Origin of the sequence: Acinetobacter sp. YT-02 (assembly GCF_002412355.1) — a bacterium.
GTDB lineage: Bacteria > Pseudomonadota > Gammaproteobacteria > Pseudomonadales > Moraxellaceae > Acinetobacter > Acinetobacter towneri.
Genome location: NZ_NOZT01000001.1, coordinates 82,283 through 98,636 on the forward strand (window position 1 = coordinate 82,283; position 16,354 = coordinate 98,636).

The 16,354-nt window shown below is 39.7% G+C and carries 9 protein-coding genes; 2 read left to right on the forward strand and 7 right to left on the reverse strand.

Annotation, left to right across the window (positions count from 1 at the left end; translation table 11 throughout):
- Positions 1–443: 443 nt before the first annotated feature.
- Positions 444–1,796, reverse strand: coding sequence for a glutathione-disulfide reductase (gene gorA / locus CF596_RS00420; protein WP_096900890.1), 1,353 nt, complete (start codon positions 1,794–1,796; stop codon positions 444–446).
- 329 nt (positions 1,797–2,125) lie between these two features.
- Here gorA and CF596_RS00425 point away from each other — a divergent pair, with 329 nt between their 5' ends.
- Positions 2,126–2,380: a hypothetical protein gene (locus tag CF596_RS00425; RefSeq protein WP_004973239.1), complete on the forward strand. Its 255-nt coding sequence runs from the start codon at positions 2,126–2,128 to the stop codon at positions 2,378–2,380.
- Positions 2,381–2,458: 78 nt separating this feature from the next.
- Here CF596_RS00425 and pepN read toward each other — a convergent pair whose 3' ends face one another.
- Positions 2,459–5,068: an aminopeptidase N gene (pepN, locus tag CF596_RS00430; protein WP_096900891.1), complete on the reverse strand. Its 2,610-nt coding sequence runs from the start codon at positions 5,066–5,068 to the stop codon at positions 2,459–2,461.
- A gap of 371 nt (positions 5,069–5,439) precedes the next feature.
- On the opposite strand from pepN, the gene CF596_RS00435 reads away from it, so the two are divergent.
- Entirely contained in the window at positions 5,440–6,597 is a 1,158-nt protein-coding gene (locus CF596_RS00435) for a hypothetical protein (RefSeq protein WP_004973232.1), read from the forward strand.
- Between the two features lie 114 nt (positions 6,598–6,711).
- Here CF596_RS00435 and CF596_RS00440 read toward each other — a convergent pair whose 3' ends face one another.
- From CF596_RS00440 to CF596_RS00460, 5 genes are all read right to left on the reverse strand, one after another.
- Positions 6,712–7,443, reverse strand: a complete 732-nt coding sequence (locus CF596_RS00440; RefSeq protein WP_004973230.1) for a hypothetical protein — start codon at positions 7,441–7,443, stop codon at positions 6,712–6,714.
- 506 nt (positions 7,444–7,949) lie between these two features.
- Positions 7,950–10,589, reverse strand: coding sequence for a bifunctional aconitate hydratase 2/2-methylisocitrate dehydratase (locus CF596_RS00445; protein ID WP_096900892.1), 2,640 nt, complete (start codon positions 10,587–10,589; stop codon positions 7,950–7,952).
- A gap of 296 nt (positions 10,590–10,885) precedes the next feature.
- On the reverse strand, positions 10,886–11,155 hold the full coding sequence (locus CF596_RS00450) for a hypothetical protein (protein WP_004973220.1): 270 nt from the start codon (positions 11,153–11,155) through the stop codon (positions 10,886–10,888).
- 202 nt (positions 11,156–11,357) lie between these two features.
- Complete coding sequence (locus CF596_RS00455) at positions 11,358–11,717, reverse strand: hypothetical protein (protein WP_004973219.1); 360 nt, start codon at positions 11,715–11,717, stop codon at positions 11,358–11,360.
- Between the two features lie 114 nt (positions 11,718–11,831).
- Positions 11,832–16,343 (reverse strand): translocation/assembly module TamB domain-containing protein, encoded by a 4,512-nt coding sequence (locus CF596_RS00460; protein WP_096900893.1) that lies wholly within the window; start codon positions 16,341–16,343, stop codon positions 11,832–11,834.
- Positions 16,344–16,354: the final 11 nt, after the last annotated feature.

The following is a 16,354-nucleotide window of genomic DNA, read 5'->3' on the forward strand; positions in this document are numbered from 1 at the left end:
CAAATTAAAATTTTGAGCATAGTTTTTAATACAACAACATTCATCACACTTAATTTGCAGTGCATAGAAAATAAATGCAGCACAGCATGATGATGAATAACTACGAGAGAATAGAGATATTTTTATTGTACAAGTTATATTATAACATAGATTTAAAGTCTTTGCAGCATGGACTACAAAGTTGTAAAGATAAACTTAATAAAACAAAAATTTCTTAATCAAACCTTAATCATTTTCGTGAGATAATCTACCCCAGACACAATGGATGGTGTTTGATCGCACAAGCCCACTTCGGTGGGTTTCTTATTAGGCTAACTAAATAACGATAACAAACTTTATCTTTCTGACGTTTATCTTCTGATTTTTTATCTACAAATTTCAAAAATAAAAAAGAGTATGGATTTTTTTAACCCATACTCTTTGTGTGCGACTACGCTACTCCATTAGCGCATAGTCACAAATTCTTCTGCAGCAGTTGGATGAATTGCGACAGTATTGTCAAAATCTTGCTTGGTCGCGCCCATTTTGACCGCGACTGCAAAACCTTGCAAAATTTCATCCATGCCATAGCCAATACCATGCACGCCCACGACTTTCTGTTCATCACCAACGCAGACCAATTTCATTTTAGACACTTGACGATGCTGAGTTACAGCCGTGTACATTGAGGTAAAAGAAGATTGATAGACTTTGACCTGATCTTGCCCAAACTGTTCAATGGCTTGCGCTTCACTTAAACCCACCGTACCAATAGGCGGATGACTAAAGACCACCGTGGCAACATTTTGATAATCTAAATATTCATTTGGTTTGTGATTGAATAAACGTTCAGACAATTTACGTCCTGCGGCAACAGCAACGGGTGTCAGCTCAATTTTTCCAATAATATCGCCCACCGCATAAATACCTGCTTGGCTGGTATTTTGGAATTGATCTACTGCGATATATCCTTTTTCATCAATCTGCACATTTGCAGCAGCCAAGTTCAATGCTTGTGTATTTGGTTTACGTCCAACTGCCCAAATCAGACAATCGACCTCATGCTGTGAACCATCTTCAAGATGTAATAACAAAGACTGATCCGCTTGGCGAGTGACTTTCTTTGGAATGGCTTGCGTATGCACTTGGATATGTTCATCACGCATACATTCAAGTAATGTTTCACCTAAAAATTGATCTAAACTACGCAGCGGCAATTGTTTACGAATAAACAATCCAACTTCTGAACCCAACCCATTTAAAACACCTGCTAACTCTACGGCAATATAACCCGAACCGACAATTGCCGTGCGTTTTGGTAATTGTTGCAATTCAAAGAAACCGTTTGAATCAATTCCTAGCTCTGCCCCTTCAATATCTGGACGTGTTGGCTCAGTTCCTGTGGCTATTAAAATGTGATCTGCAGTGTATTGCTGCTGATTTACTTCAACTGTTTTTTCATTTACAAAACGAGCAAAGCCCTGAATCACATCAACATTGTTTTTAGCTAAACCTGATTGATACGATGCATGGATACGCTGAATATAAGCTTGACGATTTTGAATTAACGTATTCCAATCATGCGATTTTAATTCAGTATTAAAACCATAATCTGGGCCGTATTTTTGAATAGCATCGGCGATTTGCGCAGAATACCACATCACTTTTTTAGGCACACACCCCACATTGACACAAGTCCCGCCCAAATCTGCAACTTCAATTAATGCACATTTTTTACCATATTGCGCCGCGCGATTGGCCGAAGCAATACCACCACTTCCTGCCCCAATTACCAAATAGTCATAATGTTTAGCCATTTCATGCCTCAATTTTTCGTGATTTTTTAGATACTCATCTGCAGAAATTCAGCGCAGAAAAACATTCATTTTCATCAAAACTAACACATAAAACTGCATTTCCCAAGTCAGCCATATTGTCTAAATACACAAAATCGACACACTGTCATTCAATTGATTTCACTGCCAATAAAACTGACTATTCACTTAAATTTTACGCTTTTAAGGCTATAATATAAATTTGATTTTTTATCATTGGGGTCAATGTGAAGCAGTGGGTTTACGTTCTGATATGTAGCTTTATCACTTTCGGCTGTTCCCCATCCCAACCGTCAGATCAAGCCCCAAGCATGTTTGATGAACTCGATCTCATCAATACCAAAATGAATGAAATCTTGCTTCGCGATTTAGATAACTATTCTGCAGATGAGCGCAAACATATTATTTGTGAAGAATATACGCAGATTTACAAACATGAATATATGCCAATTGTACTTAAAAATTCTAAACCTGAAGATCGGCAATATAACGAGAAAAAATTACTTGCTGAATTAAATGAAACTTACACCAACTATAAAAATGAATATCAAATTCGCTGTGACTAAGCTAGATTATTTTTAATGTATTCCAGCCACAAAAAAGCCATTTCAACGAATTGATGAAATGGCTTTTAGTTTTTTAACTTAAACCTCTAACATACTATTTAGGGTTTCAACCACGTTTTTAGATTTCACCACAGACTGCAAACTTAGCAACGCTGCTTGCACTTGGCTACGTTGTGGCTCTGCCAAAGTGTACCAACGCGACAGCACCTGCAATAAACGCGAACCTACAATTGGGTTTTTCTCATCTAAATACTTGGCTAAGTCAATAAAATGCTGAACACCAAAACTCCATGTATTCACAGGGTTGCTATTTAAACCACCACTGACTGAACGAATACGGTTAGGTGTACCCAAATCATAATCAGGATGTGCAGTTAAAGCCTGAATGGTTTCAGCTGTCGCTTTTGGATGTGAAGCTTGAACCATAAACCATTGATCAAGTGCTAAAGCTTCATCTTTAAAACGTGTATAAAAATCTTCCAAAGCAGCTTTGGCTTGCGGTGCATCATTCCACACCAAGACACGCAATGCCCCTAAACGCTCAGACATATTTCGAGTTGTTTGGTATTGCTGCTTTGCCAGCTCAAACGCTTCGGCATCGCCCTGACGTGCCATTAACGCCAACATGATATTCTTTAAAGCACGTACACCCATTGCCTGAGAGAAATCTTGCTGCATGTCTGGATCAAGGCTTAAATAGGTTTCTTTGCAGAATGCACCAAGTTCGCGCGCCAATGTATCTAACAGCGCATTGCGTTGTTGCTGAATTTTTTCAGGTTGATAATTTTGATCAATACGGCTGCCCAAATAGCCTTCAGAAGGTACATCAAAAATACGTGATGCCAACAAAGGATCTTTTTCAATTAAAGCAGGTACTGTGTTTTTCATGGCTTGCAAATAAGTATCTGCTGCATGTTCTTCCAATAAAATACGTTCCAATAGAGTCTGAGTCGCCTGCCACTGGTTAAAGCCATTGGTTTCGTGCTGCATTAAAAATGCCAATTCATCATTAGAATAGTTAAATTCTAAATTCACAGGTGCAGAAAAATTACGCAATAAAGAAACAACGGGATGCGCAGTTATACCGCTAAATTCAATACTTGCTTGTGCCTGATCAAACAAATACACACCATCTTTTACTGAGTTTTCAACCAAAGCTTCAGACTGCAAAATATATTGCTCGCCTGTTTCTGCATTGAACAATGCCAATGCAACAGGAATAGGCAATGCTTTTAAGTTTGGATATTTGGCATTGCTTTTCAGACTTTGTTTTAAATTTAAACGATAAACCTGCGCAGCCGCATCGTATTCGCCCTGCACTTCAAGCTTTGGTGTGCCTGGTTGATTGTACCAAGTCAGGAAATTAGATAAATCGACACCTGAACCTGCGCTTAAAGCATTGACCCAATCTTCAACCGTGACTGCTTGTCCATCATGACGACGGAAATATTCATCACTACCTTTACGGAATTTTTCTTTACCGAGTAAAGTCGACATCATGCGGTTAATTTCCGCACCTTTTTCATAGACTGTTGCGGTATAGAAGTTATTAATTTCTACAAAATGATCTGGACGTGGCGGGTGCGATAACGGGCCAGAATCTTCGGGGAATTGATGTGCTTTGAGCACCGCCACATCATCAATACGCTGTACTGCGGCAGACTGTAAATCTTCAGAGAAAGATTGGTCACGGAACACCGTTAAACCTTCTTTTAAACACAACTGGAACCAATCGCGGCAAGTAATACGGTTACCTGTCCAGTTATGAAAATATTCATGCGCAATCACGGACTGTACGCGCATAATTGCGGCATCTGTGGTGTATTCTTCATCGGCCAATACACATGACGTATTGAAAATATTCAGACCTTTATTTTCCATTGCGCCCATATTGAAGGCACTGGTCGCTACAATCATATAATTATCTAAATCATACGGCAGACCATAGTGTTCTTCATCCCAACGCATCGAATGTTTTAACGCTTGCATAGCAATTTTGCATTTTGGAATGTCTTTTTCTTCTGCATAAATTTCCAGTGCAACATTACGCCCTTCAGATGTCACATAATGGTCTTTCATGACTGCCAAATCGCCAATCACACAAGCAAATAAATAGCTTGGCTTTTTGGTCGGGTCTTGCCAAATCGCATAATGACGACCTTCGCCTGCTTCACCTGTTTCTAACAAGTTGCCGTTTGCCAATAACACAGGATATTTTTTATCGGCTTCAACACGTGTGGTAAATACCGACAATACGTCTGGGCGGTCAGGATAGAAGGTAATTTTACGGAAACCTTCAGGCTCGTTTTGGGTAACAAATAAATCAGAACTTGCCTGATATAAGCCTTCAAGTTGCGTATTGCTTTCAGGATGAATGATCACGATGGTTTCTAACGTGACTTGATCAGGTGCATTTGCAATGCGAAGCTGCTCACTATCTAATTGATAGTCACTTTCCGATAATTCCGTGCCATTCAAAATAATAGATTTCAATTCTAAATCACGGCCCAATAACACCAAATCGCCTGCAGTCTGACGCTGCATTTTCAATGTTGCACCCACTTGGGTGTAATCTGCATAGACTTGAATATCTAGCTCTACAGCATCTACCAAGAATGAAGGTTTTTGATAGTCTTTTAAATAGATAGTTTGGCTGGCTTCAACCATAGGATTTGCTGCAATATTCATCTTGTCCTCATTCTTTGTGGCGATGCGCTTGTTTTTGTAAAGTTGCAATGATCATACGACAACTTTCAACATCTGTCTGCGCACAATCTATTTCAGTCTTATTCAACAATGCTGATTTATATGGGCGCTCAACCCAAGCTTTTCAATCCTATCTGGATTAATCCTGTACAAGTAACATAAAAGCAGACTGTTTAAATCAATACCTGTATTGCTATTACGCGTAAATTTAATATTTTGATATGCAACTTCACTTCAAATACGACCAACACAGGCTAATTTTGATGATGATCAAAAGCACAGAAGCTTCCACTTTTCAGTACACAAGCCATGTATAATGACATATCACGATTTACTTGAGCTTCTATTTCACAATGCTACAAATTCTGCAAAAACAATTAGATGAAAGCACATTATGCCCTTTGTGTCAGGCATCTATGTATTGGGTAGAAGCAGAACAATATGAGCAGGAATTAAATTTTCACCAATGTAGTCATTGTGAACATCGCATCTTTCAAAATAGCCAACAACAAAACTGTCATTGCGCAAGCTGTACCCAACAACGCAAAAAAATCATGGCGGAAACCCGCTTGCAAGAACAACAAAAATTCAAAAAACAGGATGCACCTGAACGCGAATTAAATCAGCTGCGTTTTATAGATAAATTATTTTTATTGAGTATTTTAGATCAGCATGCACAGGAACATATTCCACATGAAGAATTTATAGATTGGGAAAAAATCAAGTATTTAAATATTACCCCCAACTATTTTTTCCAGCACGGCATGATCAAACATTTGCTAAAAGAGCAAATATTAATTGCCAAAGATTTTGCCGAAAATGCGCAGCAATATTATATCAATGTCCGTTTAGATGGTTATTCTGAACCAAGCTTATTCAGCATTGCACAACAATTACGTTATTGGTTTTATGAAAATCTGAGTATGGGCACACCGTTCAAAACAGCAGATGAAGTCAAAGATGCGCTGTATTTATTGCTGTATCAAGAGATTGTGCAGTTTATGCAATTTTATTGTCGGACTTGGGGAATACAAATTGCGGGCAACCATAGTTTTCAGAGCTTTTGCTACCGACTTTTAGATGTCTTGGCGGTTGGGCAAATTTATTACTTGGTGCAAACTGCTTTGGAATTTTTATACCAACAAAAAGCACTCAAACCGCGTAATGAAAACTTTATTAATACCAATTTACTGAAAAAGACTGTGCAGCAATACCGAGAACGGTCAGTGGCTGAAAAATGGGAGACCTCTACCCTGCCACGCCCGCCTAATTTGCCTTTCAGCTATATGAGCGAAATTTTATTCTTCCGCTTTTTGGGTTATGACGAAAGGATTTTCTTTCAACCTGTGTGGCGTTCTTGGCGAAAAATTGAAGCACGACTTAAATTTTATTCACTTAAACGCTGTATGCACTGCGGATCGGATGAACTGACTGTCGATTATGACGCAGAAAATTATGTGTCCTTATTTTGTCGCAACTGCAAACATCAAGATCATTATTTCACTCAATAAAACTTTGGTGAAGATGATGGTTACACCCCATCACTGCCCAAATTCATCATCTACTGCAGTATAGAGTCAACAGGATACGTACAGAGGATTACAGTTTTTCGATGTGATAAGCACCTAATCCACTTTTCTGTTTAGTGCTAAATTGAGTGCCGTTTCAGATAAAGTTTTACCGTCTAATTTACAAATACACATAATGCCCCAACCATCAAAATAATCAGGCGCGTGCTGCAAAAAGAAATTGGAATGTACATCTTGCGGAATTCTCAAATGCATCAGTTGCTCAAAACTTCGTGCTGGAGAATGAGTTTCATGCACATATACGCCTTCACCGCGCTTTTGAATTTCAGGATACCGTGCCGCCATAAGCTGCAAAACTTCATGATATTCCTTAGGCATAGTTTTCCCGACTCTTGGGAAAAAACTTTTAGAACGCGAAGCAAACAAAGAATAAATCTTCGGTTGATTAATGCTAATCACAAACCACAATGGAATAAATGGATTTTTTAAGCGTCGATTCAACATGGCTTTGACTGCACTTGGAATCGTCAAATTTTGTTTTTGATATTCAGACAAAAAACCCGCTCGTGAATTGACCACATGCATAGGCTGTTCATTATAATGAATCAAAATAAAAGGAATAACATTTTGCCCAACCACTTGATCTCGATCATGATATTGAATAACCGTGACTGCGATTGCATCGGGGTCATAAACAAAGGCTTTAAATTCTTCTAAACTCGAATTTGGAAAGATTTTTTGATCGAATTGATAAATTTTTTCAAAAAAATACGATTGCTGCTGCATTGAAAGCGCTTTAAAGTCAAAAACTGTTTCTATTAAATTCATAAAAACAACCCAGTTTCATATTTAAAGAGAGACGCAAAATTTTTTTAATTGGTCAATGCATTAATAATATGACACATTTTAATTACATAATTTTACAATCATTATAGTAAGTTATTAAAAAATATCCAATTTCATTAAAATTAAAAATAAGTAGTTCATTTCAATAAAGTTTTTACCAAAAATTATAATTAAAATTGAATACCAGCATTAATCCACCATATTTTGTGACGCAGTTTACATTATTTTATGACAAACGGTATTGATAGGCAAATTTATATTGTTTTAATAAGTTAAATTCTAATTTATTTCATAGCTTGCACCCCTATTTTTAAATCAGTTAGGCAAGCTGAAATATCACAATCTATGCTGTTTTAAATGTCATTCATTATTAGATTGAAATTTTACGCATAAAAATAAGGGCTGAATAATCAGCCCTTATTTGATCTTGCTTATCGCTCAACACTCGAACAAATCATAGATTTGCTCTTGCGTTTGCTTTTCCTAACTTAGGTCAACTGAGCAGCAGCAATTTTCTTGGTGTCTACATTCGCAGCAGCGTCTGTGTAGCTTTCCATCTGGTCAAAGTTCAAGTACTTGTAGATGTCAGCAGACATGCTGTCGATTTGAGAAGCGTACTGTTGGTATTCTTCTGGTGTTGGTAACTTACCAAGTACCGCTGCAACAGATGCAAGCTCAGCAGAAGCTAAGTAAACGTTTGCACCTTGACCTAAACGGTTCGGGAAGTTACGTGTAGAAGTAGATACTACAGTTGTGTTCGGTGCTACACGTGCTTGGTTACCCATACATAATGAACAACCTGGCATTTCTGTACGCGCACCCGCTTTACCGTAAGTGTTATAGAAGCCTTCTTCCATAAGTTGACGCTCGTCCATACGAGTTGGAGGCGCTAACCATAGACGAGTAGATAAAGAACCACCAGGAACTTTGTCTAATAACTTACCAGCAGCACGGAAGTGGCCGATGTTTGTCATACAAGAACCGATGAACACTTCATCAATTTTGTCGCCTTGAACGTCAGAAAGAAGTTTTGCATCATCTGGGTCGTTCGGGCAGCAAAGGATTGGTTCTTTGATGTCTGCAAGGTCAATTTCATACACTTTAGTGTATTCAGCGTCAGCATCAGCTTTAAGAAGTGATGGGTTCGCTAACCATTTTTCCATGTTCTCAACACGACGAGCCATAGTACGCGCATCGCCATAACCTTCAGAAATCATCCACTTAAGCATGGTGATGTTTGAACGAAGGTATTCAGCAACTTTCTCTTCAGAAAGTGTGATAGAACAACCTGCAGCTGAACGCTCAGCAGAAGCATCAGACAATTCAAATGCTTGTTCAACTGTTAAGTCAGTTTCCATTTCTGTTAAGTCGATTTCTAAGATACGACCAGAGAAGATGTTTTTCTTACCTTTCTTCTCTACAGTTAAGTCACCTTCTTTAATTGCGTAGTAAGGAATCGCATGTACAAGGTCACGTAAAGTGATACCAGGCTGCATTTTACCTTTGAACTTCACAAGTACAGACTCAGGCATGTCAAGTGGCATAACACCAGTTGCTGCAGCGAACGCTACAAGACCAGAACCCGCCGGGAAAGAAATACCAATTGGGAAACGAGTATGCGAGTCACCACCAGTACCTACTGTATCTGGAAGAAGCATACGGTTTAACCAAGAGTGGATAATACCGTCACCTGGACGTAAAGAAACACCACCACGGTTCATGATGAAGTCAGGAAGCGTGTGTTGCATTTGAACGTCAACTGGTTTTGGATACGCAGCTGTGTGACAGAAAGATTGCATTACTAAGTCTGCAGAGAAACCTAAACAAGCTAAATCTTTTAATTCGTCACGTGTCATTGGACCTGTTGTATCTTGAGAACCAACAGTAGTCATCTTAGGTTCGCAGTAAGTACCTGGACGAACACCTTGACCTTCTGGAAGACCACAAGCGCGACCTACCATTTTTTGAGCTTGAGTGAAGCCTTTGCCTGTGTTTTCAGGTTGTACTGGAGTACGGAACAAAGTAGATGGTGCAAGACCTAAAGCTTCACGCGCTTTAGCTGTCAAACCACGACCAACGATCAAGTTAATACGACCGCCTGCACGTACTTCGTCTAGAAGCACTGGAGTTTTAAGTTCAGATTCAGCGATTTGTGCGCCGTCTTTGAACGCTGTTACTTTAGCAGCAGCATGGTCGATTTTAAGAGTGATTTCATCACCCATGTTCATATTAGAAACGTCGATTTCTACTGGTAAAGCACCCGCATCTTCCATTGTGTTAAAGAAGATTGGCGCAATTTTACCACCTAAGCAGTAGCCGCCATCTTTTTTGTTTGGAATGTGCGCGATTTCATCACCGAAGAACCAAAGTACAGAGTTAGTTGCAGACTTACGAGAAGAACCTGTACCAACAACGTCACCCACGTAAGCAACTTGGTTGCCTTTCGCGATAAGGTCTTTGATTTGGTTTAATGGACCAACTTCACCAGGAACTTCTGGGTTGATGCCATCACGTACGTTTTTCAACATTGCATTTGCGTGCAATGGAATGTCTGGACGACTCCATGCGTCTTGTGCAGGTGACAAGTCGTCAGTGTTGGTTTCGCCAGTAACTTTAAACACTGTAAGTTTGATTTCTTCAGGTACATCTTTACGGCTAGTGAACCATTCAGCATCAGCCCAAGATTGTAAAACTGCTTTCGCGTTTTCGTTACCTGCTTTTGCTTTGTCTGCTACGTCATGGAACGCATCAAATACAAGCAAAGTGTTTTTCAATGCTTCAGCTGCTAAGCCAGCCAATTCAGCATTGTCTAAAAGCTCTACTAAAGGTGCTACGTTATAACCACCAAGCATTGTACCTAGTAAGTAAACTGCGCGCTCTTTAGAAACGAGTGGAGAGGTTGCTTCACCTTTTGCTACAGCAGCTAAGAAAGCAGCTTTAACGTATGCCGCTTGGTCAACACCTGCAGGTACACGGTTTTCAATCAAATCAACCAAATAAGCTTCTTCGCCTGCTGGTGGATTTTTTAATAATTCAACTAATGCAGCTGTTTGCACATCATCAAGTGGCTTCGGTGGGACTCCGAGTGCGGCACGTTCTTCAACGTGTTGGCGGTAAGCTTCTAGCACGGTGTTATTCCTCTTTTTTAAAAAATTATTTGTGAATTCCTGCTTTTAAAGCATCACAAACAATATGGACTGCAAAATTTTACTAAACTTCCAGTTAAAAGTTAATGCAACTAGAGTGTTTCTTTGTGATGCCCATTATTTTATAACTAAATGATGCGCATATTGTTCAATTTACAGACAAAACACGACTTAATTTTAACTTTGTCTGTATGTACACTAACTTTTCGCCTAAAGTTTAACTCGTAAAAAAGGCAACACTCATGTTGCCTGTTCTAATGAATGAATGATATTCCACCTTAGTGTACTGTTGTGGCTTGAAGATAGTGCTGTAATTGTTCGCGACTACCTTCAAACTTGAGTTGAATTTCATCTTCATGCAGCATACAGTGTTCTGCACTGGTAAATGAAATTTGAACTTGATATATCTTTGCAGGTGCATCAATTTGCTGACGTAAATACACCCGATCACCTAAACTTAAAACATAATGACTGCCGCCAATTACCGCGACACCTTGTTCATCTTCTAAGAGCAAATCTGCATTATGCAGGTAAGCAACCACTTCCATTATGCGCTCCTACTGTTTTTGTTATGTTTTTAATTATTCATGAAAAAGATAAGCTTTGCCAGTTTTAAGATTTAGAACTTGTCACAATTTATTTGTTATTTATTTTAGTTTTAGACGTTTGATTCACTTAGGCTATTTTTTGATAAAAGATAGTAGAAGTACAAAACATATTTCAATTTTAATTCATAAAAAAACCGTTCTTTTAGAACGGCTTGTAATCAGGCATTTTATCATGCGGTGTCGCGATACATTTTTCAGTAAATTGCGTACGGACTTTTTCACGTGCCGCATCAACATCACCATTAATTTCTTCAAGTGGCAATGCATAGACTTGCTCAATAATCTCTAAAATAAAATTACGAGTAATGTCATCTTCAATTTTATTGGCATGCTCAATCGCACGTTCTTTTTCAATCGCATTTTGACGATCTAGCATGATGGTACGCGCAGCATTGCCAACACTTCGGCAATAGCCTTGCCATTGTTCTTCAGGGGTTAAGGGTTTCTTTTCTGCACAGCCCATTAATGCAAGCACTGCAGTCACCACCAAAATCTTTTTCATTGAAGCTCTCCTGTTGTGCTTATGATAATCAAAAGTTTGCATAAATACGAAACTATCCATGTACAAGCTTAAAAAATGCGCTCTGATTGAACGCATTTTTAAGTGAAGTTGCCGTTAGAAGCGCCAGTTATAGAAAATATCCACGGCGCGTTCTAAAGCTTGACTAGCTTCCAAATACAGTCGTTTATTCATTTGATAACGCAAAGTCAACTTATTGACAGGTGTGAAAACCCCCACGCCATAACGAATAAACAAGTCTGGGGTGATATAACCCGTCAAACTGACTTGGGTATCATCGCCTGTACCTTGGGCATCAAGTGCCAAACCACTTAAACCGAATGTACGTCCAATTTGATTGGTCAAGGCACGTGTACCACCCAATCCCATACTAATACCTGCCGCTGCAATAGTATTGTTGACGTCTGACTTAAAGCTTTCGGTCTGACTCAAACCACTGGTACCTTCATTGATACGACCTGTAATCAAAGCATTTAATGCTTCTTGTTCAGATAAGCCTGCATCGTTATACACTTGAATGTTCGGACTGCTGGCTGTGCCTGTAACTCTAAAGCCGACCATGCTGCCCTGTACATTTTTATTGGCATCCATATCTAAAGTTGGGTTAGAAATTGGGCCATTAAAACGCGCAATGGCACGGTTCAAATCCAGACTTTGTCCATAGGCTTCAATTTTCACACGCTGGCTGACCCCAATCGCACCATTGGCACGCATCGCAGTTTCTAAACCACGTTGAGATAAATGCAAACGTCCAATCAATGGAATACGGCTATTAAAACCTTGGAAAATGACCCGATCACCCAAATTCAATTCAAGATCGGCACGAATATCCCATGGACGAGCTGAACGTAATAATGCCAGTTGATCTTGTCCTTCATGTACCACACGCACATCCGAAGACACGTTAACCACAGGTGCAGACACTTCAGGCATAGAAATTAAAGCCCGAGGTACATCTACACGTCCTTTTAAACTCAGTTTTTTCTGGAAAGGTAAAACATCTAAGGATACATCTGGCGTAATCATTGCAGTAATTAGCGGTGCTTGACGAATTAATAAGTCTTTACCGTTTAAATTTAACTGAATACGCGGATCATTTTTCCAATCCACACTGCCCGTTAAACGCCCTACACCACCACCGCTGTTAAATGCGCCATTAATGCTGGCTTGATCTTGGCGGATAGAGGAATAGACCTGCACATTGGTCAGATTTACAGGTAACGAAATCATGCTGATCGCACCATCTTTCAGGCGCATTTCACCTGTGAGCAATGGTGAAGTTAAAGTCCCATTGATCTTGCCAGCAAAGGACAAAATGCCTGCCATTGAGCGCACATCGGCAATAAACGGTTTAAAAACTTTAAGTTGTACCTGATCAAAGGCAATTTCACCGCGCATTGGCATGTTTTTAGTGTAAGGATCAATCAGCACATTGGCATAACCTGTACCAATTTCAGGTGTTTTCACATCTATGCGTAATTTCAAGCCTTCGGCAATGCTTTTTGCGACCACAGCCACTTGTTCATAGCGCAAGGTTGAGCCTATATCTTGTGGATCGTCCGCAGCAAGTCCAATGACGCCATCACGCGTGACCAAATGTGCATCAATTTTTGGCTTCTGTCCTTTTGCCCACGCCGCTTTGGCATACCCATTAACCTTGCCTGTAATCGCCAAACCTTCAGGCATAAATGCAGAAAAGTCATTTAAGTCTAAGTTTTGAGTCACAAATGATGCATTGGCTTTGGTTTTACTCACACGAATAGGTTGATCAAAACACAATTGGCTTTGCTGACTCATCCAACAATGCGCACCAACATACAACTCACTGGTTCTATGTTGATAAATCACGGCTGCGTTTTGGCGCTGTGCCAAGTGGGTTCTTAAGGAGTCAAAATCTCCTTTCTGAATTTGTCCCATCCAATCATTTTGTGCATTTAAACCACCCGCCAATTGTACATAAAACTTACTCAGCTTATTTTCGGCTTCTAGTTTTAAAATATGTGCCTGACGTGTACCTGCTAAAGAAATCTGCCCTTGCTCGATGCCACGGTTGCCACTGCGTAAATTTTCCATGGATGCCGTCATCAGCGTTGGCGTATTTTCAGAGGTTGGCAATTCACCTTGTAGGCGCAATTTACGCACGCTGAAAATATTATTTACACTGAACTGATCAACAGCGAAATTGGCAGTGGCTTGTAAGCGTGGCTGCGACTGCACATTGATATAGCCATACGCACGTCCACGTAAACCTGAATAGATTTCGTATAAAGCAGGCGCATTGACTTTAATACGCAGATTTTGTGCATTCCCCGTTGCTTGTAACTGATTTTTGGCATAAGACAAAAATAGATTATTGGCTTCAAACTGTTGTGGTAAAAAGCCTTTTTGATTAGCATCAATCAACATGGCTAAATTCCCCGTACCACGTACAGGTTTATTATTGAGCATGCCTGCCAAATTCAGACGTTCAATGTTGATCCGTTTTTGAGTGTCTGACCAAATACCTTGAGTGCGAATATTGCCCGATAATTCACCACGTACACTGGACACAAAATAGTGCGGCTTAAAGCGAATTAAAGAAGCGTTTAAATTCCAGCTCACCCCCTGATTCAAATGCAGCAAACCATCCGCCACAATTTGCCCTGCAACACCATTATGGCGTAAGTCGCTAATTTTAATTAGTTCCTGCGTACCCGATAATTTTAGTTTTAAATGTCCTTCACTGCCTTGAATGGCACTGGCATTTAACCCACCATCATAATTCACGGCAAAACTTTTAAAGCCACCACCAGCTTTCACATCATGGAACAATAAAGCGATGGTGCTTTGCCCAGTTAAATGTACGTTTTCATTTTGATTGACCAAACGCCCTGTCAAATTAATATCTTTCAAATGAATAATTTGCTGATTCGGCAATGCAAAACCATTGGCTTTAAACTGCCCATTTAACACATTAACAGGTGCTGCGGTGCTGATACTTTGCGGATTAAAGTTTTTCGCAGCCAATACCGCATTCCATTTCAACTGACGTTTATCAGTTGGTAAATCAATGACGGCGCTGCCTGCCAAATGACTATCTGCAGTATCAAATTTAAAATTAGGAATATTTAAACGATTATTCTTTAAATTCAATTTGGCTTGGTACATGCCCGCAGGTAAAATGGTTTTTTCATGTGTGCTGACTTTACTCGCCACAAAAATATCTTGCTGACCTTCTACCAAGGCCAATTGCACATCACCCGATTCACTTTTCAACCAACCCACATACGGCACAGCACGGTCTATGTTGTTCCAGCGCACATCAAGCAACATCGGATTTGCCGCTTTGCCCTGCGCAGGTTTTTGATCGAGTTTTAAATTCCAAGTTTCATATTGGTCAAAATCGACTTGTGCAGTTAAGTGTGTGCCTTTTTCCAAATGACCTTTAGATGCTAAATTGGCATCTAAACTTGGCGGTAAAAAGTCTTTGACCACTTGAGGAATTAGTGGATCTTTAGGATTAATTTTATCCAGACGTCCTGTTAAATCCCAATTGACTTTTTTATCCCAACTGACAATGCCCGCTACATTGGCAGCACCTTGCATAAGTTGTGCATTTAAATTACTGATATTCAGTTGATGAACTAAATCGGTATACATCAGACCTGTATATTGACCTTTAGGGATGTGTTTACCGCTCAAATCCGTATTGACATCAATATCTAAACGCTTGATATCGCCTTTAAATTTAGCTGCACCTGCTTGGGTAAAAAGTTCCTGCTCGGTCAAAATAGGCCAACGGTAGTTTTTAAATTGTAACTCACCAAACATTGGCACTTGCTTACGCATTGGATGCAACACTACCCATCCCGTGAGCAAATCAGGCGTATTTGTTGCAACACCCGCCTGAATCGTGTCGAGTGTGCCTTTGCCTACTACTTTAATATCGTGAATATTTAAGCTGTCATGTAAAGAGGGAATATTTAAATCACCCACCACATTAAGCGGATATTTACCTTCAAATTTCATATCGCCTGTGGCATTGCGTACATTCAAATATCCCATATCCATATTGGAATCTTCAAATTTCAGTTCTGTACCCGACCACAAGGCATTATTTAAATGAATATCGTAAAAATCGACCTGCGTACCAGAGGCGGTTTGAATCAATAAATGATCGACATCGGCAGTATCTAAACGCAAAACAAAAGGTAAGCGAATTTCATTGAATTTGAATGGATCATCACTTGGTGGGCCTTTCGGATAAATCCGCAGATTACGCACATCGGCACGATTGAGATGGATTTCTTTATCTAAAATGGCACGCCAACCAAGAATGACATCGGCACGGTCAATTTTGACATCAACAGGTTTTAAACTGACGATGATATTGCGCAGAATAATCCCGCGCCATAAATTACCGCCTTCATATTCATAATGAATAATTTCTTGGCGCTGCAATACGCTGTCTAATAAGAACTTTGAGCCACGGTCTGTTGAGAACATCACCACCAAAGCGGACACCAATAAAACCAGCATCAACAGCAGTGACAGTAAAACACTCCTGAGTATTCGACGCTTTTTAGGTGGCGTTACTGGAGTTTCTGGTTGCTGTTCAACTTCAGCCATAATGTTCTCTA